At 71.6% G+C, this 21,136-nt stretch carries 21 protein-coding genes; 11 read left to right on the forward strand and 10 right to left on the reverse strand.

Annotated elements, in window-relative coordinates:
* Positions 1-12: 12 nt before the first annotated feature.
* Positions 13-1,479: a metallophosphoesterase gene (locus OG766_RS21885; protein ID WP_328726018.1), complete on the forward strand. Its 1,467-nt coding sequence runs from the start codon at positions 13-15 to the stop codon at positions 1,477-1,479.
* 374 nt (positions 1,480-1,853) lie between these two features.
* The gene (locus OG766_RS21890) at positions 1,854-4,382 is read left to right on the forward strand and encodes an MMPL family transporter (RefSeq protein WP_266381888.1); all 2,529 of its coding nucleotides are present in this window, start codon (positions 1,854-1,856) and stop codon (positions 4,380-4,382) included.
* Between the two features lie 9 nt (positions 4,383-4,391).
* Here the strand turns inward: OG766_RS21890 and OG766_RS21895 are convergent, their stop codons facing one another.
* Genes OG766_RS21895 through OG766_RS21905 form a run of 3 tightly spaced genes read right to left on the reverse strand, consistent with a single transcriptional unit; the run spans position 4,392 to position 6,014 of the window.
* A complete protein-coding gene (locus tag OG766_RS21895) occupies positions 4,392-5,162 on the reverse strand; it encodes a TetR family transcriptional regulator (protein WP_266381890.1) in 771 nt (256 codons plus the stop codon).
* Positions 5,163-5,173: 11 nt separating this feature from the next.
* Entirely contained in the window at positions 5,174-5,572 is a 399-nt protein-coding gene (locus OG766_RS21900; protein WP_266381892.1) for a thiol-disulfide oxidoreductase DCC family protein, read from the reverse strand.
* 7 nt (positions 5,573-5,579) lie between these two features.
* Entirely contained in the window at positions 5,580-6,014 is a 435-nt protein-coding gene (locus OG766_RS21905; protein ID WP_266381894.1) for a hypothetical protein, read from the reverse strand.
* A gap of 123 nt (positions 6,015-6,137) precedes the next feature.
* Between OG766_RS21905 and OG766_RS21910 the strand changes: the two genes are divergently transcribed.
* Positions 6,138-6,977, forward strand: coding sequence for an alpha/beta fold hydrolase (locus tag OG766_RS21910; protein ID WP_266381897.1), 840 nt, complete (start codon positions 6,138-6,140; stop codon positions 6,975-6,977).
* Between the two features lie 47 nt (positions 6,978-7,024).
* Here the strand turns inward: OG766_RS21910 and OG766_RS21915 are convergent, their stop codons facing one another.
* From OG766_RS21915 to OG766_RS21940, 6 genes are all read right to left on the reverse strand, one after another.
* Positions 7,025-7,492, reverse strand: coding sequence for a hypothetical protein (locus OG766_RS21915; RefSeq protein ID WP_266381899.1), 468 nt, complete (start codon positions 7,490-7,492; stop codon positions 7,025-7,027).
* Positions 7,493-7,593: 101 nt separating this feature from the next.
* The gene (locus tag OG766_RS21920; protein WP_266381901.1) at positions 7,594-8,355 is read right to left on the reverse strand and encodes a succinate dehydrogenase iron-sulfur subunit; all 762 of its coding nucleotides are present in this window, start codon (positions 8,353-8,355) and stop codon (positions 7,594-7,596) included.
* Positions 8,355-10,109, reverse strand: coding sequence for a succinate dehydrogenase flavoprotein subunit (gene sdhA, locus OG766_RS21925; protein WP_266381904.1), 1,755 nt, complete (start codon positions 10,107-10,109; stop codon positions 8,355-8,357). Before sdhA ends, OG766_RS21920 begins: the two co-directional genes overlap by 1 nt.
* Before the next feature lie 24 nt (positions 10,110-10,133).
* Positions 10,134-10,610 (reverse strand): succinate dehydrogenase hydrophobic membrane anchor subunit, encoded by a 477-nt coding sequence (locus OG766_RS21930; protein ID WP_266381907.1) that lies wholly within the window; start codon positions 10,608-10,610, stop codon positions 10,134-10,136.
* Between the two features lie 8 nt (positions 10,611-10,618).
* Positions 10,619-10,999: a succinate dehydrogenase, cytochrome b556 subunit gene (gene sdhC, locus OG766_RS21935; RefSeq protein ID WP_266381909.1), complete on the reverse strand. Its 381-nt coding sequence runs from the start codon at positions 10,997-10,999 to the stop codon at positions 10,619-10,621.
* 167 nt (positions 11,000-11,166) lie between these two features.
* Positions 11,167-11,763 carry a 2-oxo-4-hydroxy-4-carboxy-5-ureidoimidazoline decarboxylase gene (locus tag OG766_RS21940; RefSeq protein WP_443045611.1) on the reverse strand — a complete coding sequence of 199 codons (597 nt, stop codon included), beginning with the start codon at positions 11,761-11,763 and terminating at the stop codon, positions 11,167-11,169.
* A gap of 251 nt (positions 11,764-12,014) precedes the next feature.
* Between OG766_RS21940 and OG766_RS21945 the strand changes: the two genes are divergently transcribed.
* The 3 genes from OG766_RS21945 to OG766_RS21955 all read left to right on the forward strand — a co-directional run bounded on the left by OG766_RS21945 (position 12,015) and on the right by OG766_RS21955 (position 15,038).
* On the forward strand, positions 12,015-13,619 hold the full coding sequence (locus OG766_RS21945; protein ID WP_266381912.1) for a beta-N-acetylhexosaminidase: 1,605 nt from the start codon (positions 12,015-12,017) through the stop codon (positions 13,617-13,619).
* Between the two features lie 152 nt (positions 13,620-13,771).
* A complete protein-coding gene (locus OG766_RS21950) occupies positions 13,772-14,458 on the forward strand; it encodes a DUF4328 domain-containing protein (RefSeq protein WP_328726019.1) in 687 nt (228 codons plus the stop codon).
* Between the two features lie 61 nt (positions 14,459-14,519).
* Entirely contained in the window at positions 14,520-15,038 is a 519-nt protein-coding gene (locus OG766_RS21955; RefSeq protein ID WP_266381918.1) for a hypothetical protein, read from the forward strand.
* 45 nt (positions 15,039-15,083) lie between these two features.
* Here the strand turns inward: OG766_RS21955 and OG766_RS21960 are convergent, their stop codons facing one another.
* Entirely contained in the window at positions 15,084-16,592 is a 1,509-nt protein-coding gene (locus OG766_RS21960; RefSeq protein ID WP_328726020.1) for an FG-GAP-like repeat-containing protein, read from the reverse strand.
* Between the two features lie 147 nt (positions 16,593-16,739).
* Here OG766_RS21960 and OG766_RS21965 point away from each other — a divergent pair, with 147 nt between their 5' ends.
* The 5 genes from OG766_RS21965 to OG766_RS21985 all read left to right on the forward strand — a co-directional run bounded on the left by OG766_RS21965 (position 16,740) and on the right by OG766_RS21985 (position 21,000).
* Complete coding sequence (locus tag OG766_RS21965; RefSeq protein ID WP_266381923.1) at positions 16,740-17,420, forward strand: hypothetical protein; 681 nt, start codon at positions 16,740-16,742, stop codon at positions 17,418-17,420.
* A gap of 51 nt (positions 17,421-17,471) precedes the next feature.
* Positions 17,472-18,041, forward strand: coding sequence for a TetR/AcrR family transcriptional regulator (locus tag OG766_RS21970; protein ID WP_328726021.1), 570 nt, complete (start codon positions 17,472-17,474; stop codon positions 18,039-18,041).
* Between the two features lie 306 nt (positions 18,042-18,347).
* Positions 18,348-18,869: a DUF3995 domain-containing protein gene (locus OG766_RS21975; protein ID WP_328727515.1), complete on the forward strand. Its 522-nt coding sequence runs from the start codon at positions 18,348-18,350 to the stop codon at positions 18,867-18,869.
* 344 nt (positions 18,870-19,213) lie between these two features.
* Complete coding sequence (locus OG766_RS21980) at positions 19,214-19,909, forward strand: RNA polymerase sigma factor (protein WP_266384372.1); 696 nt, start codon at positions 19,214-19,216, stop codon at positions 19,907-19,909.
* Positions 19,909-21,000: a hypothetical protein gene (locus OG766_RS21985; RefSeq protein WP_328726022.1), complete on the forward strand. Its 1,092-nt coding sequence runs from the start codon at positions 19,909-19,911 to the stop codon at positions 20,998-21,000. Before OG766_RS21980 ends, OG766_RS21985 begins: the two co-directional genes overlap by 1 nt.
* The last annotated feature ends 136 nt before the right edge of the window (positions 21,001-21,136 follow it).

The raw sequence follows: 21,136 nt of genomic DNA on the forward strand, positions 1-21,136 counted from the left end.
GGGAACGGTTCCGTGCTGGTCGTCCTGCTCGTGATCGCTGTCGTGGTGGCCCTGTTGGTGGCCGTCCACTGGTACGTCTGGCGGCGTCTGGTCCGCGACACGACGGCCGGCCCCGGTGCGCTCCGCCGCGCGGGCACGGCGGCGGTCGTCCTGCTGCCCGTGCTCTCCGTCGGCGCCCTCGCCTCCGGCCGCGCAGGGGCGCCGTTCTGGCTCCAGCAGGGCCTCGCCTGGCCGGGCTTCCTCTGGCTCGCCACGCTCCTGTACCTGACCCTCGCCCTCGTCGTGGGCGAGGCCGCCCGGCCCCTCCTGCGCCGCGCCCTGTCCCGCCGGGCCGACGCCAGGTCGGCGTCCGGCGCTCGGGCCGCCGCGGCCGGAAGCGTCACCGTCGCCGTGAAGGAAGGCGGCCCGCAGGACGCCGAGGTGCTCGAAGGCACGGGTTCGGTCGCCGTCTCCGTTGCCGTCGCCACGGACGGTGGGTCCGGCGCGGGAGCCGCGCCCGGCCAGGTACGTGCCACGGCCCCCGCCGATGTCGATGCCGACACCGGCACCCGCGCCGTCTCCGACGCCACGGCCGTGTCCGGCGATCCGGCGGACGTCCGCCCGGAGGCCACCGCGGCCACCGCGTCGACCGCCGGTGTCGTCCCCACGGGCGGCGTGTCGCGGCGGTTGTTCGTCGCGCGCGTGGTGGGCGGCGCCGCGGGCGTCGTGGCGGCGGGAACCGTCGGGTACGGCGCGTACGGGGTGCTGCGCGGGCCGAAGGTCAAGCGGGTCACCGTGCCGCTCGCGAAGCTGGCGCGCGGGATGCACGGGTACCGGATCGCCGTCGTGAGCGACATCCACCTCGGGCCCATCCTCGGCCGGGCCCACGCCCAGCGGATCGTGGACACGATCAACGCCACCCAGCCCGACCTCGTCGCCATCGTCGGCGATCTCGTCGACGGCAGCGTGGCCGACCTCGGCCGGTCCGCCGAGCCCCTCGCGCAGCTCCGCGCACGCGACGGCTCGTACTTCGTCACCGGCAACCACGAGTACTTCTCGGGCGCCGACGCCTGGGTCGACCACGTCCGCGAACTCGGCCTCACCCCCCTGCGCAACGACCGCGTCGAGATCGCCGGTTTCGATCTCGCCGGCGTCGACGACGTCGCGGGTGAGAGCGAGGGCCAGGGCCCGGACTTCGCGCGGGCGCTCGGCGACCGCGACCGCGGCCGCGCCGCCGTGCTCCTCGCCCATCAGCCGGTCGTCATCCACGACGCCGTACGCCACGGAGTGGACCTCCAACTCTCCGGCCACACCCACGGCGGCCAGCTCTGGCCCGGCAACTACCTGGCGGAGCTGGCCAATCCGACCGTCGCCGGTCTTGAGAAGTACGGCGACACCCAGCTCTACGTGTCGCGCGGCGTCGGCGCCTGGGGCCCGCCCGTACGGGTCGGCGCGCCCTCCGACATCACCGTCGTGGAGCTCGCCTCCCGCCACGCGTGACGAACTGACCCGGTCCACGCGGCACTACGGGGCAGTTCAGCGAGCGGGGTCGCGCCCACCGCGCCCCGCCAGCCGCGCCCCGCGGTGAGGACGCCGAGCCCGATCTCCGGGTGGGAGGCGCGCAGTTGGCGGGCGGTCCCACGTCCGGCGCCGTCCGGGAGCGGCATCACATCGAGCAGCGCCGTGCCGGGGCGCGTCGTCCGTGCGGTGACCCTCGCCTCCCGTACGCTGCCGGTATCCGTACGGGGGACGGGCCGGGCACCGGATTCCGCCTTGGAGTTCCCTGGGAGTCGCGCCCGTGACGCGGCCGCGCCCGCACGTCCGCACCGACTCCGGGAGCCGGCCCGAGGGACCGGCGGAGAGGAGCGGGAATCGTGGCGGCATGGGCGCGCTGGTGCTACCGGCACCGAGTGGTGGTCCTGGTGCTGTGGGTGGCGGCACTGTTCGGCCTGGGGGCCGCGAGCAGTACCGCGGGCACCAACTACGCGAACGTCTTCAGCCTTCCGGACACCGACTCGTCCGAGGCCTACGACCTGATGGCACAGGCCTTCCCGGAACGCTCCGGCGACACGGACACGGTGGTGTGGCGGGTGTCCGGCCACGACGGGGCGGGCACCGGCAGAGCCGACGGCGGCTCCGTACGGGACCATGCCGTACGGGAACGGATCGAGCCCGCGCTGCGGAAGATCGCGGCGATGGACGGGGTCGGCGAGGTCGCGAGCCCGTACGCCGAAGGACCGGCGGCCGCGGCGCAGATCAGCCGTGACGGGCGCATCGCCTACGCCCAGGTGACGTTCGCCGAACAGGCGAACTCCGTACCCAAGGCGCTCGTCGAGGACGTCGTCGCCACGGCGCGGGACGCCGAACGCCCCTGGCTCCAGGTGGAGCTGGGCGGCCAGGCGATCACCAGGACGCAGGAGCCGCCGGCCGGGATCGCGGAGGCCGTCGGCATTCTCGCGGCCGCCGTGGTGCTCTTCCTGGCCTTCGGCTCGCTCTTCTCGATGCTGCTGCCGATCGTCGTCGCCGTCTTCGGCGTCGGCACGGGCATGCTGTCGACGACCCTCCTCGGCCATGTGACCGACGTCCCCGAAGTGGCCCCGCTGCTCGGCTCGTTGATCGGCCTCGGCGTCGGCATCGACTACGCGCTCTTCATCGTCACCCGGCACCGCCGCGCGATCCTGCGCGGCCACGAGCCGGAGGACGCCGCCGTGCTGGCGCTCAACACCTCCGGGCGCGCCGTGCTGTTCGCGGGCGGCACGGTGTGCATCGCGCTCGCCGGCATGCTGGTGATGCGGATGCGCTTCCTGGACGGCGTGGTCGTCGCGACCACCCTGACGGTGGTGCTCAGCGTGCTCGCCGCGATCACGCTGCTCCCGGCGCTGCTCGGGCTGCTGGGACCGCGCGTGCTGAGCAGGAGGCAGCGGCGCGCGCTGGCCGCGAACGGTCCTGAGCCCCTTGAGGCGGGCGGCGCCGCCGCACGCTGGTCCGCGACGGTGCAGCGGCGGCCCCGCGCCGTGGCGGCCGTCGCCGTCGTGGTGATGGCCGCGCTGGCGGTCCCGGTGCTGTCGCTGCGCCTCGGCGCGACCGACCAGGGCAACCAGCCGGAGTCGACGACCACCCGGCAGGCGTACGACCTGCTCGCGGAGGGCTTCGGGCCCGGGTTCAACGGGCCGCTGCAGATCGTCGTCGAACAGCCGGGCGCCACCGCCCTGGTGGAGCGGGTACGGGACGTGGAGGGCGTCGCTCAGGCTGCGGCACTGCCCGTACCGCCGGATGCCGACCTCACCGTCATCCAGGTCGTGCCGACGACCTCGCCGCAGTCCGAGGAGACCGACCGGCTGATCGACACCCTGCGGGACGAGGTGATCCCGGCGTCCGGCGTCGAGGCGCACGTCGGCGGAGTGACCGCGGTCTTCAAGGACTTCGCGACGGTGACGGGCGACCGGCTGCCCGCCTTCGTCGCCACGATCATCGGTCTGGGCTTCGTGCTGCTGCTGATCGCGTTCCGTTCGTTCGTCGTGCCGCTGACGGCCGCGCTGATGAACCTGATCGCGGCGGCGGCGTCGTTCGGCGTGCTGGTCGCGGTGTTCCAGTGGGGCTGGGGTACGGAACTGCTGGGCATCGGCAAGGAGGGGCCGATCACGTCCTTCCTGCCGGTGATCATGCTGTCGCTGCTGTTCGGGCTCTCCATGGACTACCAGGTGTTCCTGGTCAGCCGGATGCACGAGGAGTGGGTGCACTCCCGCGACAACGCGCGGGCCGTGCGGATCGGCCTCGCCGAGACCAGCAGGGTGATCAACTGCGCCGCGCTCATCATGATCTGCGTCTTCGGCGCGTTCGTCCTGAGCGGCGACATGGAAGGGGCGATGGCGGGCATCGGCCTCGCGGCGGCGGTGGCGCTGGACGCGTTCGTGCTACGGACCGCGCTGGTGCCGGCGGCGATGCATCTCCTGGGCCGCTCCAACTGGTGGCTGCCCGGGTGGCTGGACCGGCGGCTGCCGCATCTGGCGGTCGAGCCGAGCGAGGAGGAGACGGACGGCCCGGCTCCGGACGTGGAGCCGGAGCAGGATCCGACGCCGGAACCGTCCGCCGAGGACGCGACCGGTCAGGCGGGTGTGCCGGGTGTGGCGGTGGTCCACGGCTTCGTACGGGCCGACGACGGCGGCCCCGTCGCGGACGCGGTGCTCACCCTGATCTCGGCGGGCGGCCGGCAGCTCGACCGGGTGCGGTCGCTGGCGGACGGCTCGTACATCCTGGCCGCACCGGGCGCCGGGTCGTGTCTGCTGGCGGTCCGCGCGCGCGGGTTCGAGGCGGACGCGCGCCACATCAGGACCGGCGTCGAGCCGCTCGTCCAGGATCTGGTGCTGACGCAGGAGCAGCCGGCCTCGCGCCTTCCGGCGTGAGGCCGTCCTCTACTTCCCGTCCTGGTCCTCGCGGGCAGCCGTGCGCTTGGGCTTGCCCGAGGCGGCCATCCCCGCCGCCGTCGGCATGAAGTCCCTGAGCAGATCGTGCGTCTCCTTGACCAGGGGCCGCAGGATGCGGAACCGGGACAGCGAGATCGCCCGGGCGGTGACCGGTGCGAGCCGCTCGACCAGGCGACGGCTGTTGGCACAGCCCTCGGAGCGGTCGTACACCCAGAACAGCACGAGCCCCATCTGCTGGAGCCAGAGCAACCGCGGCAGAGCGTCGGCCAGTTCGGGATCGACCTTCACCGTCGCCCCGGACAGCACCCGGCGGTGGACCTCGATCGCCGCGTTCCTGGGGCCCTCGGACTCCGGGGAGAAGGGGCTGAGGGGACTGTCCGGGTCCGCCGCGTTCTTGAAGAACTGGGACGCGAACTCGTGGTAGGGCTCCGCGATGTCGAGCCAGCCGAGGAGGACCCCGCGGATGCGTGCCGTGAGGTCCTTCTCGCCGCCGTCCAGGACCTCGGCGACGGCCGCCTGGTGCTGCTCGGCGATCCGGTCGTAGAAGCCCTGGACCAGATGTTCCTTGGAGGAGAAGTAGTAGTACGCGTTGCCGACGGAGACGCCCGCCTCCTGGGCGATGGCCCGCATCGTCGTCTTGTCGTAGCCGCGCTCCTGGAAGAGCCGGAGCGCGGTTTCGAGGATGAGGGTGCGGGTCTGCTCGCTCTTGGCGGGCTTGGCCGACCGGTCGTCCTGCTTCTCGTCCTTCACGTCGTTCACGGTGACCGAGCCTAACCGGGCGGGGCCGGGACCTCGCACCGGCCTTCGCAGGGCGCGGCCGTCATCTCCCGGTACTTCGCGGCGGCGAGGACGGTGACCTTGGCGAAGGGCGCCCCGGCCGGAGTGCTCAGCCAGTGGGCCCTGGGCCGGTGCTCGGCCAGTGCCCAGAGGCAGACGATCCAGGCGGCGGTGGACCGGTACACCTGGCCCCGGTCCCCGATCACCGTGATCTCCCGCAGGGTGCTCTCATGGTCGAGGTCCGGGAAGCGGCGCCTCGCCTCCTGCGACGCCGCCGGGACCAGGTCGAGCGGGACGAGCTGCCGCTGCCGCAGCAGCCAGTGGCGCAGATGGACGCAGAGCGGGCACTGCGCGTCGTACAGCACGGTCAGCCGCTTCACCGGGATGCCCATGACCCGCTCACGCGCCCGCGGCGGGTGCCGTCCAGGGGCCCTGGCCGGCCGGTCCGGTCCAGCCCTGCGGCGGGACCGGCGGGGTCTGCTCCCGCTCCATCACACCACGCCGGCGGATCTTGTTGAGGACGTAGACGTTGGCGAGGTGCATCACCCCGAGGACGAGCAGCACGACTCCGAGCTTCACCGAGAGCGCCTCGAAGAGCCGGCGGGCGTCGGCGACCGCGTCGTCCTGGCTGAGGTAGAGCGCGACGAAGCCGAAGTTGACGAGGTAGAAGCCGACCACCAGAAGGTGGTTGACGGCGTCCGCGAGCTTCTCGTTCCCCTGCAGCACGTCGGAGAGGAAGATCCGTCCGTTCCGGCTGAGCGTACGGGCCACCCAGATGGTGAGCGCGACGCTGATCAGCAGGTAGACGACATACGCGATGACTGTGAGGTCCATTCCCCACCCTCCCTTGAACACGTTCAAAAGGTCTTGGGACGGACTGTAGACCTGTTCTTGAACATGTTCAAGTGGAGTGGAAACGGGAGGCGGTTCCGCTTGTGGGCGCCTAGGCTCAGCCGGATGACGCTCTCTCACGATGTCGCGGGGCACGGCCCCGTGGTGGTACTGCTGCACTCGTCCGTCTGCGACCGGCGGATGTGGGACGACCAGTGGAAGGCCCTGACCGACGCCGGCCACCGCGTCGTGCGCTGTGACTTCCGGGGTTTCGGCGACACCCCGGCGGAGGCGGTTCACCCCTACCGCGACGCGGACGACGTTCTCGCGCTGCTCGACACGCTCGGCGTCGGGCGCGCCGCCCTCGTCGGGGCGTCCTTCGGGGGCCGTGTCGCCGTCGAGATCGCCGCCCGCGACCCGGAGCGGGTGACCGCGCTGGCGCTGCTCTGCGCGGCGCTGCCCGGGCACGAACCCGGCCCGGCTCTGCGGGACTTCGACAGCCGCGAGGACGAGCTGATCGAGGCGGACGACCTCCTGGGCGCGGTGGAACTGAACGTCACCACCTGGCTGGGCCCGGAGGCCACCGAGGCGGTGCGCGAGCGCGTACGGGCCATGCAGCGGCACGCCTTCGAGGTCCAGCTCGCGGCGGACGAGGCGGCGGACGAGGCGGCGGGCGAGTCAGCGCAAGAAGCGGCGGACGAGGCGGCGGGCCTGGAGGCGCCGGGGTCCGAGGAGCCCTCCGTCGACCCTGCCGCGATCACGGCGCCCACCCTCGTCGTCTCCGGCGCCCACGACATGGCCGACTTCCGCGCCATGTCCACCCGCCTCGCCCGACTGATCCCGGACGCGCGGCACATCGAACTGCCCTGGGCCGGACACCTTCCCTCGCTGGAGCGTCCCGCCGAAGCGACGGCCCTGCTCACCGCCTTCCTCCGCGAGCACACGCCCGTCGAGCGGGCCGCGTAGCGCCGAGGAGCGCGGGCCCTCGCCCGGCTGTGCGACGCCTCGGTGACCTACGCGCTCAGCGAGCGCGCGTAGCCGATCTGGCCGACGACCCAGTGGATGGTGTCCGGCCCGGTCGCCGGGATCATCGTCGAGTGGTGGCGGCCCGCGCTGGTGACGCTGATCTGGATGAAGCCCGTCGTGCGGCGTTCCTTCATGAGCAGGAAGAGAAGGCCGAGAAGGCAGAAGACGGCGAAGACGACCGCGAGGACGATGCCGACCGTGGGGATCTTCTCCTCGGTGCGGGACATGTCCGTGCAGTTCCACACCGCGCCCTTGAGCGGCATCGTGCCATTCGGCGTGATGACCGAGTTCTGGAGCACGGTGATGTCACCGAGGGCCAGCAGCGGTGCACCGGGGCTGCCGCCCATGGGGGCCAGCGGTGCCTGGGGGTAGCCGTAACCGTCGGGGGCGCCCGGCGGCTGCGTGGGCCCCCACTGGTAGTCGCCGCCGTCCTTGTAGGGGTTCGGCTCGGTCATCAAGTCCCCGCTCTCACATCGTGCATCACACATGACAAAGGCCCGTTCCGGTACGGCGAGCGTACAGAAACGGGCCTCTGACGGAGCATCTGACTCTTCGCTCAGAAGCGGCGGGTGATCAGCGCCCGCTTGACCTCCTGGATCGCCTTCGTGACCTCGATGCCACGCGGGCAGGCGTCCGTGCAGTTGAACGTCGTGCGGCAACGCCACACGCCGTCCTTGTCGTTGAGGATCTCCAGGCGCTGCTCGCCCGCCTCGTCACGCGAGTCGAAGATGAAGCGGTGCGCGTTGACGATCGCGGCCGGGCCGAAGTACTGCCCGTCGTTCCAGAACACCGGGCAGGACGACGTGCACGCGGCGCACAGGATGCACTTGGTGGTGTCGTCGAAGCGCTCGCGGTCCTCGGCGGTCTGCAGACGCTCACGCGTCGGCTCGTTGCCCGAGGTCACCAGGAACGGCATGACGTCCCGGTACGCCTGGAAGAACGGCTCCATGTCCACGACCAGGTCCTTGAGGACCGTAAGACCCTTTATGGGCTCGACCGTGATCGGCTTCTCCGGGTCGATGTCCTTGATCAGCGTCTTGCAGGCGAGCCTGTTCCTGCCGTTGATCCGCATCGCGTCGGAGCCGCAGATGCCGTGGGCGCAGGAGCGCCGGAAGGTCAGCGAGCCGTCGACGTCCCACTTGATCTTGTGGAGACCGTCGAGCACACGCTCCTTCGGGTCGATCTCGATCGGGAAGTCCTGCCACTGGGCCTCGTCCGAGATCTCGGGGTTGAAGCGGCGGATCCGGAAAGTGACCGTGATGTACGGGGACGCGTCGGCGGGGGCCGCGTCGTTCTTCTCCAGTACGGGGGTAGCCATCAGTACTTACGCTCCATCGGCTGGTAGCGGGTCTGGACGACGGGCTTGTAGTCGAGACGCACGGTCTCGGAGCCGTCGGCGCCGACCTCGCGATACGCCATGGTGTGGCGCATGAAGTTGATGTCGTCGCGGTTGGGGAAGTCCTCGCGGTAGTGGCCGCCGCGGGACTCCTTGCGGGCCAGGGCCGAGATGGCCATGACCTCGGCCAGGTCGAGCAGGTTGCCCAGCTCGATGGCCTCCAGCAGGTCCGTGTTGAAGCGCTTGCCCTTGTCCTGGATGGACACGTTCCGGTAGCGCTCGCGCAGCTCCGCGATCTTCTCGACGGCGGTCTTGATGGTCTGCTCCGTACGGAACACCATCACGTTCGCGTCCATCGTCTCCTGCAGCTCACGGCGCAGTTCCGCGACGCGCTCGCGGCCGGTGGAGTTGCGCAGCCGCTCGACCTGCTCCTCCACGAGGGAGGCCGGGTTCTCCGGAAGGTCCACGTAGTCCGCCGTCGCCGAGTACTCGGCGGCGGCGATACCGGCGCGGCGCCCGAACACGTTGATGTCGAGCAGCGAGTTGGTGCCGAGACGGTTGGCGCCGTGCACCGACACGCACGCGACCTCGCCGGCGGCGTACAGACCCGGGACGACGGTGGTGTTGTCGCTGAGGACCTCACCCTCGACGTTCGTCGGGATGCCGCCCATCGCGTAGTGCGCGGTCGGCTGGATCGGGATCGGGTCCGTGTAGGGCTCGATGCCGAGGTACGTCCGCGCGAACTCGGTGATGTCGGGGAGCTTGGCGTCCAGCTGCTCCGGCGGCAGGTGGGTCAGGTCCAGGTAGACGTGGTCGCCCTCGGGACCGCAGCCGCGGCCCTCGCGGATCTCCGTGTAGATGGAGCGCGAGACGACGTCACGCGAGGCGAGGTCCTTCATGACGGGCGCGTACTTCTCCATGAAGCGCTCGCCGTCCTTGTTGCGGAGGATGCCGCCCTCACCGCGGGCGCCCTCCGTCAGCAGGATGCCCATGCGCCAGATGCCCGTCGGGTGGAACTGGAAGAACTCCATGTCCTCCAGCGGCAGACCGCGGCGGTAGCAGGCGGCCTGGCCGTCACCGGTCAGGGTGTGCGCGTTGGACGTCACCTTGAAGAACTTGCCGGTGCCGCCGGAGGCGTAGATGACGGCCTTCGCCTGGAAGACGTGGATCTCGCCGGTGGCCAGCTCGTACGCGACCACACCGGCCGACTTCCTGACCCCGTCGACCTCGGTGATCAGCTGGTCCAGGACGTAGAACTCGTTGAAGAACTCCACGCCCTCCTTGACGCAGTTCTGGTACAGCGTCTGGAGGATCATGTGGCCGGTGCGGTCCGCGGCGTAGCAGGACCGGCGGACCGGGGCCTCGCCGTGGTTGCGCGAGTGGCCGCCGAAGCGGCGCTGGTCGATGGTGCCGTCCGGGGTCCGGTTGAACGGCAGGCCCATCTTCTCCAGGTCGAGGACGGCGTCGATGGCCTCCTTCGCCAGGATCTCCGCGGCGTCCTGGTCGACCAGGTAGTCACCGCCCTTGACCGTGTCGAAGGTGTGCCACTCCCAGTTGTCCTCCTCCACGTTCGCCAGCGCGGCGGCCATGCCGCCCTGCGCGGCGCCCGTGTGGGAGCGGGTGGGGTAGAGCTTCGTCAGCACGGCGGTGCGGCTGCGCTTCGTCGCCTCGATGGCGGCGCGCATGCCGGCGCCGCCGGCGCCGACGATGACGGTGTCGTACTTGTGAATCTTCATGGGTTTAGAACCTCAGCCCCGTGCCTAGCGGATGTTCGGGTCGAAGGTGAAGATCACCAGCGTGCCCAGAAGGATGGTGAACACCGTGGCGGTGTACAGCAGGCCCTTGAGCCACAGACGCGTGTTCGGCCGCTCGGCGTAGTCGTTGATGACCGTACGCAGGCCGTTGGCGCCGTGCAGCATCGCCAGCCACAGCATCAGCAGATCCCAGATCTGCCAGAACGGGTTGGCCCAGCGGCCCGCGACGAACGCGAAGCCGATCTTGGAGACGCCGCCGTCCAGGACCAGCTGGATCAGCAGGTGGCCGATGACGAGGACGACGAGGACCACGCCGGAGAGCCGCATGAAGAGCCATGCGGCCATCTCGAAGTTGCCGCGGGTCGACTTCGGGGTCCTGCCCGTGCGCTTGCGCGGGGCCTCGATGACCGGGGCGGGGTTGTCGACGTCGTACAGACGCACGCCCTCGACGGATCCGATCGCGGAAGAAGTCTCAGCAGACATGTCTGGCGTCAGCTCCCGAACAGTTCACGTGCGGCGTGGCCGAGCACCGGGTAAAGGGCGCCTGCCATCAGTACGACCCAGATGCCCATCGCGGTCCAGAGCATCTGCTTCTGATAGCGCGGGCCCTTGGACCAGAAGTCCACGGCGATGACGCGAAGGCCGTTGAGCGCGTGGAAGAGGATGGCGGCCACGAGGCCGTACTCCAGCAGCGCGACGATCGGCGTCTTGTACGTCGCGACGACGTCGTCATAGGCCTCGGGGGAGACACGGACGAGAGCGGTGTCCAGCACGTGTACGAACAGGAAGAAGAAGATGAGGACGCCGGTGACTCGATGAGCCACCCAGGACCACATACCTTCCCGGCCGCGGTACAGCGTTCCAGCCGGCACGGAAAAACCCTCCGGGAGCGGGGATTGGAGCCGGCCGCCAGCGTTCTACCAAAGGTGACAGCTCTGTCGGTCTGGCCCGGCCGGGTACGGTCCACCGGCCCTCGCCATCGTAGCGACGAGATGTCGGTTCCCTCGCGCGGGGTCCATAGGTGTGATCAAACCGGCAATCAAACAGGCACGGACGGGCTATCGGGGCGGCTGTCGGGGCGGCCGGAATCGCCGCCGGCCGGGTGATTGGCCCATACATGTGCCAGTACGTGCGTCAGTCGGGCGCGCGCCAGCCGCCGCAGCTCGTCGGCGGCGACCACCCGTTCCTCGTCCCGATCGTTACCAAGTCTCGACCGGATCCCGGCCAGCACCTGGTCGGGCTGCTCGTCGGGCCGGAAGCCGTGCAGGCAGATCACGAAGGTGTGGCCGAAACTCGCCTCGTACGCGGCGTGGGCGGCGCGCAGCGCGGTGTGTGCGGCGGGCGGGGCCGCGGGGTGGAGGCCGGGGGAGGATTCGCCGGCGAGGGCCTCGTCGAGGTCGGCGGCGGAGAGGTCGTAGCTGGCCTCGTCGGCGGCGGCGAGGAGGGCGTCCACGTCGGGATAGGGCCGGTGGGCGGCGATCCGCCGGGCCCAGCGGGGGCTGGCGCAGCAGGAGAGCAGGGCCGTGGTGACCGAGGAGGCCGGTGCGGTGTTGAAGCGTGTGAGGCCCGGTGGGCGGCGTCCGGCGGGACGGCCGACGGGCTCGTCGGCGGGTGGCGAGGGGGCAGGGATCCGCAGTGCGGGCTGGAGTGGCGGTCGCTGCGGGAGGCCGGTGGGCGGTTCGCTGGACAGCGTGGGCTCCGGGGCGACAGGGGAGGATGGGGTGGTTGAGTCTCAACGCTATCGAGGCGCGACCGGAGCTGTCCGAAGGATGCGCGATTTTCACTCGGACGGAAGAGTTCCGGTGCGCATGATAGACGACCTGGGGTGAGATCACCCGATTCGACTTTGTTCGATAGTTTTGCGGGTAAGAGGAGGTTCGAACGGTGATGTGGCATTCCCGTGGCGTACGGCGTGTCGGCCCGGCCGTGGCGACGGCCGTGGCCCTGTCCACGGTGGTCTCCTGCTCCGCCGGGGCGGAGCAGGGCGGCGCTTCACACGCCCCGGGGACCACGGCGAAGGCCGCGGCGCCGACTCCGCCTCCCTCGCCGACGAAGACGTACCCGCTCTCCGCCGCGCCCCGCACCATTCCGGCCGTACGCGCCCACGAGGCGGCGCGCGGCCCGGGCTGGCGTCCGGCGGCGGGCAGCGCGGTCGTCGTCGCCAAGGGAAGCGAGGCCCTCGCCGACGAGGGGCGGCTGCTCGCCCAGGAGCTGAAGACCGGCTTCCGCAACAGCGGGCCCGTCAAGGCCGGCGACATCGAGCTGTCGCTCGCCCCGTCGGGCGGCCAGGGCGGCCCCGAGTCGTACACCCTCACGACCCGCGACAACCGTGTCCGGATCACCGGCCCCGCCGAGGCCGGGGTCTTCTACGGCACCAGGACCTTGAAGCAGGCCCTCCGCTCCGGCGGCACGGTTCCCGAGGGCGTCATCCGCGACCGGCCGGACCGGCCGCAGCGCGGACTGAACGTCGACATCGCGCGCAAGCACTACACCGCGGGCTGGATCGAGGCCCGGCTGCGCGAGATGGCCGACCTCAAGCTCAACACGCTCGGCCTGCACTTCTCCGACGACCAGGGTTTCCGGATCGCCTCCGACTCGCATCCCGAGGTCGTGTCCGCCGAGCACCTCAGCAAGGCCGAGGTGCGCAGGATCATCGCCCTCGCGCAGAGCCTGCACATCACCGTCGTGCCCGAGATCGACTCGCCGGGGCATCTGGGCGCGGTCATGAAGGCCCACCCGCAGCTCCAGCTGCGCAACATCAACGGGGTGCCCCGGCAGGGCGCCGTCGACATCTCCAACCCCGAGTCCGCGCGGATCGTCGACGACCTGCTGCGCGAGTACTCCGGGCTCTTCCCCGGTGCCTGGTTCCACGTCGGCGCCGACGAGTACCAGGCGCTGACCGTACGGAACCCGGAGGCGTCCTACCCGCAGCTGGCCCGGGCGGCCGTGCAGAAGTACGGACCGAACGCCGGCGTCCAGGACCTGGCCACCGGCTGGCTGAACGACCGGGCCGCCGTGGTGCGTGCCGAGCAGAAGCAGCCCAAGGCGTGGAACGACGGCTTCTTCCGCGGCGGGGTGACCTCGGCCGACAAGAACATCGAGGTCGAGTACTGGACGGGCAAGGAGAACGGGGCGCGCGAACCGCAGGAGTACCTGGCGGAGGGCCGCAAGGTCGTCAACCTCAACGACGAGTACCTGTACTACGTGCTCGGCGAGCCCAACCAGTTCACCTACCCCACCGGCCGGCGCATCTACGAGCAGTGGACCCCGCTCGTGCTGCGCGGCACGACCGCCGTCCCGGAGCGCTATTCCGGCCAGATCCTCGGCGGCCGCCTCGCGATCTGGAGCGACCTCTCCCGGGCCCAGACCCAGAGCCAGGTGGCGGCGGGGATCCACATGCCACTGCGCGCGGTGTCCCAGAAGCTGTGGGCACCGGGGCAGCCGGCGCTGTCGTGGGCGGAATTCAACGCGCTGGCGAGCAAGCTCGGCTGAGGGTTAGGGTCCGCAAGCCGGTCGTCCTCGTACGACCGTTCGACGCGCGCCCTGGGGAGGGGCGCGCTTCTCCTTCTGTGACCCGTGGGGGGTTCTCCGTCATGACCCAAACGCCTTGGTCTGCGCAGACGCCGTCGGCCGCGCCTGCACCGATGCCCGTGCCCTGGCCGGTCCTCCGGTCGCCCGTCGGGCTCTCGTACGCCGTGACCGCGCTGCTCGGGCTCGTCGTCGTGGCCGATCTGCTCATCGCCGCCGCGTCGCTCAACATGCGGCTGCTGATGGGCAGAGTCGTCGGGGACGATCTCGCCGTCATCGACCAGGCCGAGGCGGACCGTGCCGACTACGCCATGGCCGGTGCGAGTGTGCTGTACGTGCTCGCTCTGCTGGCGACGGCCACCGTCTTCATCGTCTGGTTCCACCGGGTCCGCACGAACGCCGGCGTCTTCGCACCCGATCTGCAGCGCAGGGGCGCGGGCTGGGCGATCGGTGGCTGGTTCATTCCGATCGGAAACCTCTGGATACCGCGCGGGGTCGCCGGCGACGTCCTGCGGGCGAGCCAGCACGACACCTACGGACTCGAGCCCGCGCGCACTGGTCTGCTCAACGCCTGGTGGGGTGCCTGGCTCTGGTCCCTGGCCTTCGACCGTTACGCGACCAAGGCGTACGACAAGGCCGGGGACGTGGAGGCGATCAACGACGCCTCGGCGCTGGTGATGGCCGGCGCGGGGTTCGACATCGTCGCGGCCGTGCTCGCCATCCTCTTCGTACGGCAGGTCACGGCTCTTCAGCACGCCAAGGCCGTCGGCGGGCAAATGGGAACCAACCAGGCAGCCGGGTGACGAATTTCGGCCACTCGGCGCAGTAAGTGACGTACTGCGTCCGCACAGTCGGGAGACGTCGATGAGCCTGGTGCAACTGATTGCTGAGGCGGATGAGCGGAGCCTGGCCGCGAGTGGTCTGGCGTGTCTGGACCGCTGCCTGCCCCTGCTCGACGACGAGAACGACGTGCTGCGCCCCCTGTGGGCGGGCATCGCCTCGGGCGAGGAGGGCTGGGCCGGGCGGCTGGCCACCGCCAGGGCCGCCCTGGACGAGACGTCGGCCGCCGACGAGGCGAGCGAGGCGTGGGCCCCGGTGCGGAAGATGATCGGGGCCGCCCCGTCGGAGTGGGCCCCGGGGCCGTTGGCCGAATGGGCCACGGCCTGTTCCGCCCTGGCGCTCGAACTCCACCAGGAACTCGACCCGTCGGGCGGCGCCGCGGGTCCGCTCGTCGCCGGTGAGGAGCGCCGGCAGATCCAGATCCTGGAGATCCTCGCCTGCGGCGCGGACGGCGCCGCGCTGCGCCGGGCCCTGGACCTGTCGACGGAGGGCCGGCGCGTGTTGCGTGCGGCCCTGTCCCGCCGGGCGCGGGCCAAGGGCTGACCGGCCCGGGACCGATCAGCCCGGACCGATCAGCACGAGGGTGTGTCAGCCCGAGGGCGTGACGGCGCCCCGCGGGCCGCCCCTGGCGACCACTTCCCCGCCGGAGAGAAGGTCCGCGTATCCGTCGCCGTCCGTGTCGTGCGCGGTCAGCGATCCGTTCCGGACGACCCTCGTGAGCGTCGGCGCTCCGGCCGTGGTCAGGCCGGCGGGTGAGCCGTGGTACGTGACGATGCCCCGCCCGGTCGCCACGGCGAGATCGTCGTACCCGTCGCCGTTCAGATCCCCCGAGGCGAGCGCGTGTCCACCGGCTCCCATCAGGACGGTGGGCGAGGCGGTGGCGCGCGGCCCGCGCTCCGGACCGCTCCGTACGGTGAGCGACGAGGCGCCGTCCCGGGTCTCGCGGCCGACCGCCCTGTCCTGGTCGCCGTCCCCGTCGAAGTCGCCGGTGGCGTCCCGGTTCGCCGCGGACTCGCGCATCGCGGACAGATCGGCGTAGAGGTTGTCCCCCGGGCAGTCGGTGTCGTAGGCGTCGCGATGCCCCGACAGCCGGTCGAAGGTGCCCCGTTCGCCTTCCTCGAACCTGCCGTTGTCGTCGGCGGAGGTGAGCGTCGTCGTCCCGGAGACGGTCGCTCCGTGGAGCCCGAGCTTCCACGACGCGATGTTCATGATCGCCTCGCGGGCCTCCGGGGTGGTGGTCGCCGCGTTGTAGTCGCCGATCACCGCGATGCTGCTGGTGTCGACGTTGAACCCGTAGGTGTGCGCGCCCTGGACGGGCCGGTCGATGCCGCCCGCGCGGCCCTCGAAGACCGTGCCGCACTTGTCGACCAGGAAGTGGTAGCCGATGTCGTTCCAGCCCTGGCTCTCCACGTGGTAGGTGAAGACGGCCCGCACGATCGAGGCCGACTCGGCGCACGCGTACCCGTTCGACGTGCCGGTGTGGTGGACGAACGCCGCTTCCGTACTCGCGTTGTACGTGGGCGCGTCCCCGACCATCGACTCGTCCGCGCCCCAGCCCGAGCGCAGCGTCACGTCCGGGGCGCCGGCGGGCAGCTCCTCCTGGGGCGACACGGACGCGGGGACGCCGCCCTGTGGGTCGACCAGGTCGATGCGGAGTCCCCGGGGCAGCGCCGAACCCTCGGCCCGCAACTCCACCCCGTCGGAGGGGCCCGCCCACAGCGGCTTGGTCCCGGCCCGCAGCCCGGCCCCGGTGTGGTCGGACCCCGACTCGTGCGTGCGCGCGTCGGTGTCGAGCGCCTGCCACCGCGACCAAGCGCCGGTACGGCTGTCGCGGGTGCGGACCTCGGCCGTGCCGCCGAGCCGCGCGTACGGATCGTCCCAGGTGAGGCCGACCATGCTGAACGGCCGTGTGGTGCGCGCGGAGAGCGAACGCTGTACGGGGTCGATGCCGGGGACGGCCACGGTGTGGACCTCACCGCCACCCGTCGCCGCCGTCCGAGCGGCCGGAGGTGCCGGAGGTGCGGCGACAGTGGGGGCCGAGGTGAGACAGATGGCGGCGGTGCACACGGCGGTGACGGCCACAGGGCGGCATCTCATGTGCCGCGAGCATAGGGAAACAGCGGGCATATGGTGTGCAATGACGCTCCGGCCGGGCCGTTGACGACCGAAATGAGCGGGTGGGGCGGGCTGTCGGACGTCGGCCCGTCCGAACTCCCGTTCACTGGTCATTGGTACGGTCCCGCCATGGCCGTTGATCACGCGTCAGGCGCATCAGGCGCACCGGACGAAGCAACGAGAACGCCCGTCACCGCCGACGACGTCCAGCACGCCGTCCGCTTGGCACTCACCACTCTGCGCGCCGGCCTCGGCGCCGACTGGGACGGCAGGGCCGGAACCCTGGAGTGGAGCTGCTGGGAGACCGTCGAGCATCTCGCCGACGACCTCTTCGCCTACGCGGCGCAACTCGGGCCCGAGGCGCCGCCGCTGGACGGGGAAGTGCCGTTCGTCTGGGTCCGCCGCCAGGAGGGCGCGCCCCCGAACGTCATCTTCGCGGACCGGGCCGCGGGGCCCCGGGGCCTGCTCCAGGTGCTGGAGGCGTGCGGTGCCATGCTCACCGCGATGGTCCGCACGACTCCTCCGGAAGTCCGCTCGCACCATGTCTTCGGGGTGTCCGACGCGGAGGGCTTCGCCGCGATGGGCGTGGTGGAGACCCTCGTCCACACCCACGACCTCGCCCAGGGGCTCGGCCTCTCCTGGACGCCTCCGGCCGGCCTCTGCGACCGCGTCCTGGCCCGCCTCTTCCCGTACGCCCCGACGGACGCCGACCGCTGGGCCACGCTTCTGTGGGCCACGGGCCGCGGGGAACTGCCGGGGCGCGGGCGGCTGGAGTCATGGCGCTGGTACGGCGCGGTCCCCGACTGCTGACGGCGCCGCCTATGTAGTCGCCGCCAACATCGGGTGGTAGGCTTCGGAATCATGCCGTACCACCATGGAAACCTGCGGGCCGAGCTGCTGGCCCGCGCCGAGAGCGTCGTCGCCTCCGAGGGGGTCGACGCACTCTCGCTGCGCTCGCTGGCGCGCGACATCGGCGTCTCGCACGCGGCACCCGGCCGGCACTTCCCCGACCGTCAGGCCCTGCTCGACGCGCTCGCGATCGAGGGTTTCGAGCGGCTCGGCGGCGAGCTGTCGGCGGCCGTAGGGGACGGCGGGTCGTTCGAGGACCGGCTGACGAGGACCGCCCTCGCCTACGTCCGGTTCGCCACCGGCCATCCGGCACTGCTGGAGCTGATGTACGCGCGCAAGCACCGTGAGCCGACGGACGAGGTGCGCGCCGCGGCCGACGCCTGGGCGGGAGTCCTGCTCACCCTCCTCGCGGAGAGCGACGCGGCGATCGATGACCCGGAGCGGTTCGGCGTGATCCTCCTGGCCGCGCTGCACGGCATCGCGTCCCTGGCCGCCGGCGAGTCGCTGCCCCCGGCACACGCCCCCGACCAGCTGGCCGTCGACGCGGTCCAGCGGCTCCTGCGTGGCTCACGCGTCGACTGACGCGGATCAGGGCCAGGTCGAGGAGGAGGCAGAGCGTCTGCGACGGCGTCAGCGGAAGGGGACTTCCTCGGCCCCCGGCGAGCTGCCGGCGGCCGGCCGGGGAACGGAAGCCGGCCCGTTTCGGCACGATCCGGTGTCCCGTTGCGCAGCCCGAGCGCGGCGTTGCAGGGCCTCATCGACCGGCACGAGCCGTTGCGCCCACGGTCTTCCTCGGCCGGGACGACGTACCGGCCAGAAGATCCTCGCCCCGGGCTTGCGGAGCCTTCTGACGCCGGGAAAGGATCGGCCGTGTCGCAGGGTGCTGCGATGCGGTGGCACAACGGGGGTTGCGAGGTGAGGTTGAGTTCGTCGCGCTGCTATGGACGTCTTGCTGCCGGTTGGGCAGTAGCTTTCGCTGGTGTGCATTTCTTCTGGGCCCTCGGCGGGGAAGTGGGGCTGGATGTCTCGTCCGGCGAGCGACTCGCGTCCGAACGGCCGACCTGGTTCGTAGCCGGAGGCCTCTGGGGAGTGGGCATCCTCTGCCTGGTCGGCGCTGCGGTGGCGATCGGGCTGCAACGGCGCGGGGTGCATGGGCGCCGGTGGCGTGCGCTCCGGTGGCTCGGCGTTGCGATCTGCGTGCTGCTGCTGACCCGGGGGTTTCTTGTCGAGGTGCTGCTCATCGCCGGAGTGCCGACCGTCGGCGAGATCAGTGCCGCGCAGAAGTTCTGGACGCTCGCCCTGTGGAACCCCTGGTTCATTCTCGGTGGCCTGGTGTTCGGGCTGGCAGCCCGCAGCTTCGGCAAGGGCATGGCGGGCCGGGCGGCAGAGGGAGCCGCGTTCAGTCACTGACTGACCAGGGGCCCGGAAGCGCGCACGGGGGACGGCGCAGCGCTCGGTCAGGCAGAAGTCCCGCGCCCTGGGCATTGCTCCGGTCGCAGCGGGGGGCGGAAGGGACGACCGGGGCCGCCACCCCCCACAGGAGAGGCCCCGGTCGCCGTCCGCCGGGGCCGCGGAGCGACCCCGTACTTCTCTCAGCGCCGTGGATGCGTTTTCTGTCACACCGCGTCGGGTCCGGCAGAATGTTGCAGGTTGTACAAGACGTGGACGCGGCCCCCGTCGAGGACGTAGCGTGGCGCTGCGCGCTGGGCTGTGCGGCGGTGGTGACCAGCCGCGATGACGAACGGGTAGTGGGAGTGCTGGGGGACGACGCGGAGCTGACCGCCGCGGTGGGCGCGGCGCAGGACGGAGACGAAGACGCTTTCCGGACTGTGTACCGCGCCGTGCACCCGCGGCTGCTCGGATACATACGGACGCTCGTGGGCGAGCCGGAGGCCGAGGACGTCGCCTCGGAGGCCTGGCTGCAGATAGCCCGCGACCTCGACCGGTTCAGCGGCGACGCGGACCGCTTCCGCGGCTGGGCGGCGCGGATCGCCCGCAACCGGGCGCTGGACCACATACGGATGCGGGGCAGGCGCCCCGCCGTCGGCGGCGACGAGACCGAACTGACCGGGAAACCGGCCGAGTCGGACACCGCCGGAGAGGCCATGGAGGCCCTCGCGACCGGCCGGACCATGGCCCTGATCGCCCAGCTGCCCCAGGACCAGGCCGAAGCCGTCGTCCTGCGCGTGGTCGTCGGCCTCGACGCGAAGAGCGCGGCCAAGACTCTGGGCAAGCGTCCCGGTGCCGTGCGAACCGCGGCCCATCGCGGACTGAAACGGCTCGCCGAGCTGCTGGGAGCCGAGCACGGAGCCCTCCCGGAGGGCCATGGACACAGCCCCGGCACCGGCCCCGGGCTGGGCGCGGTACCGTCTCCGCGCAACGTCCGTCCGGGTGCCGCACGGTCCGCGGGTGTGACGCATTCGCGTCTGCGGACGCAGAAGGACATGTGATGGCCGACGAGCGTTACGAATGGCTCGACCAGGCGGCGGCGGAGCGATTGCTTCGCGGTGAACCGGTCGAGCCGGTCGGTGTTGACGCGCGTAGCGAAGCCCATCGACTCGCGGAACTGCTGGACGGCGCCCGGGTCCAGGGCATCGGGGCCGAGCCGCTGCGGGGCGAGGACGCCGCGCTCGCGGCGTTCCGCAAGGCCCGCGACGGCGGCGCGGCGGAGCTGTTGCCGACCGTGCATCTGACGACCGAGCCCCGGCCGGTTCCCTGGGTCCGGTCCGTGCGCTGGGGGCTGGCCGCCTCGCTGGCCGGTCTGATGGTGGGCGGCGTGGCCGTCGCCGCCGGGGCCGGAGTGCTGCCGGCGCCGTTCGGCGGCGACAACAGTCCCCAGCCGGCATCCTCCGTCTCCGCGCCCGTCGACCCCGGACCGCTCGCCTCGAAGTCCCCGGCCGACGACTCGGGTACGTCCCAGCCGCCCGCCAGCCCGGGCACTCCGAGCGCGCCGCCGTCCCCGGGCGACGCCTCCGGCGGGCCCCGGGACGGGACGAGCGCCGGTGCCGGTCAGGGCGAGAGCGCCGGGCCGCGCGACGACGCGAAGGGCCGGGACGAGCACAACAAGGACTGGTACCGCAGGACGGCCGACGCCTGCCGTGACTATCGCAACGGCACGCTCGACGAGGAGCGCAGGCGCCGACTGGAGGCCGCGGCCAGGGGAGCGGACCGGGTCAAGCGGTTCTGCGACCGGGTGCTGTCCTCCGACGGCAGGGGCGACGACTTCGACGGCGGCGACAGCGGTGACGGCAAGGGCGACGGCGACAGCGGCGGCGGTGACGACGGCGACGACGGCCCCGCGGGCGGTGGTGGCTCCGGACCCGGCGGCGTACCGCATCTCCCGGCCATGCCGCCCGCCGGCGTACGGCCGGCTCCGGTGACCCCGGTCCCCGCACCGTCGATCACCGTACGGCCCGTCCCCTGGCCGTCGGTCTCCGCGCCGTCCCCGTCCGCGCCGTCCCTGTCCGCGTCGTCGGTCTCCACGTCGCTGGCGGCCGTCACGGGCGGCCTCCTGGCATTTCCCGCGAACGCACCCTTCTGACCTGCTGTTTTCTTCTCGCGAAAGATTTTCCGGCCAAGGTGTGACGTTTTTCGGCTGCCCGGCGCAGTACTAAGTGAGCCGACTGGTCATCGGCCGTGCCAGAGCCGGGGTTCCCCCCGTACCCACGGCTCGGCGC

Origin of the sequence: Streptomyces sp. NBC_00259 (assembly GCF_036181745.1) — a bacterium.
Taxonomy (GTDB): domain Bacteria; phylum Actinomycetota; class Actinomycetes; order Streptomycetales; family Streptomycetaceae; genus Streptomyces; species Streptomyces pratisoli.

Coding starts and splice junctions, on each gene's coding strand:
- OG766_RS21915 (WP_266381899.1), bottom strand. CDS start 7,492: ATGACCGAGCCGAACCCCTACAAGGACGGCGGCGACTACCAGTGGGGG.
- OG766_RS21920 (WP_266381901.1), bottom strand. CDS start 8,355: ATGGCTACCCCCGTACTGGAGAAGAACGACGCGGCCCCCGCCGACGCG.
- OG766_RS21975 (WP_328727515.1), top strand. CDS start 18,348: ATGCGGTGGCACAACGGGGGTTGCGAGGTGAGGTTGAGTTCGTCGCGC.
- OG766_RS21930 (WP_266381907.1), bottom strand. CDS start 10,610: ATGTCTGCTGAGACTTCTTCCGCGATCGGATCCGTCGAGGGCGTGCGT.
- OG766_RS21960 (WP_328726020.1), bottom strand. CDS start 16,592: ATGAGATGCCGCCCTGTGGCCGTCACCGCCGTGTGCACCGCCGCCATC.
- OG766_RS21910 (WP_266381897.1), top strand. CDS start 6,138: ATGACGCTCTCTCACGATGTCGCGGGGCACGGCCCCGTGGTGGTACTG.
- sdhA (WP_266381904.1), bottom strand. CDS start 10,109: ATGAAGATTCACAAGTACGACACCGTCATCGTCGGCGCCGGCGGCGCC.
- OG766_RS21985 (WP_328726022.1), top strand. CDS start 19,909: ATGGCCGACGAGCGTTACGAATGGCTCGACCAGGCGGCGGCGGAGCGA.
- OG766_RS21970 (WP_328726021.1), top strand. CDS start 17,472: ATGCCGTACCACCATGGAAACCTGCGGGCCGAGCTGCTGGCCCGCGCC.
- OG766_RS21955 (WP_266381918.1), top strand. CDS start 14,520: ATGAGCCTGGTGCAACTGATTGCTGAGGCGGATGAGCGGAGCCTGGCC.
- OG766_RS21905 (WP_266381894.1), bottom strand. CDS start 6,014: ATGGACCTCACAGTCATCGCGTATGTCGTCTACCTGCTGATCAGCGTC.
- OG766_RS21945 (WP_266381912.1), top strand. CDS start 12,015: ATGTGGCATTCCCGTGGCGTACGGCGTGTCGGCCCGGCCGTGGCGACG.
- OG766_RS21950 (WP_328726019.1), top strand. CDS start 13,772: ATGCCCGTGCCCTGGCCGGTCCTCCGGTCGCCCGTCGGGCTCTCGTAC.
- OG766_RS21900 (WP_266381892.1), bottom strand. CDS start 5,572: ATGGGCATCCCGGTGAAGCGGCTGACCGTGCTGTACGACGCGCAGTGC.
- OG766_RS21965 (WP_266381923.1), top strand. CDS start 16,740: ATGGCCGTTGATCACGCGTCAGGCGCATCAGGCGCACCGGACGAAGCA.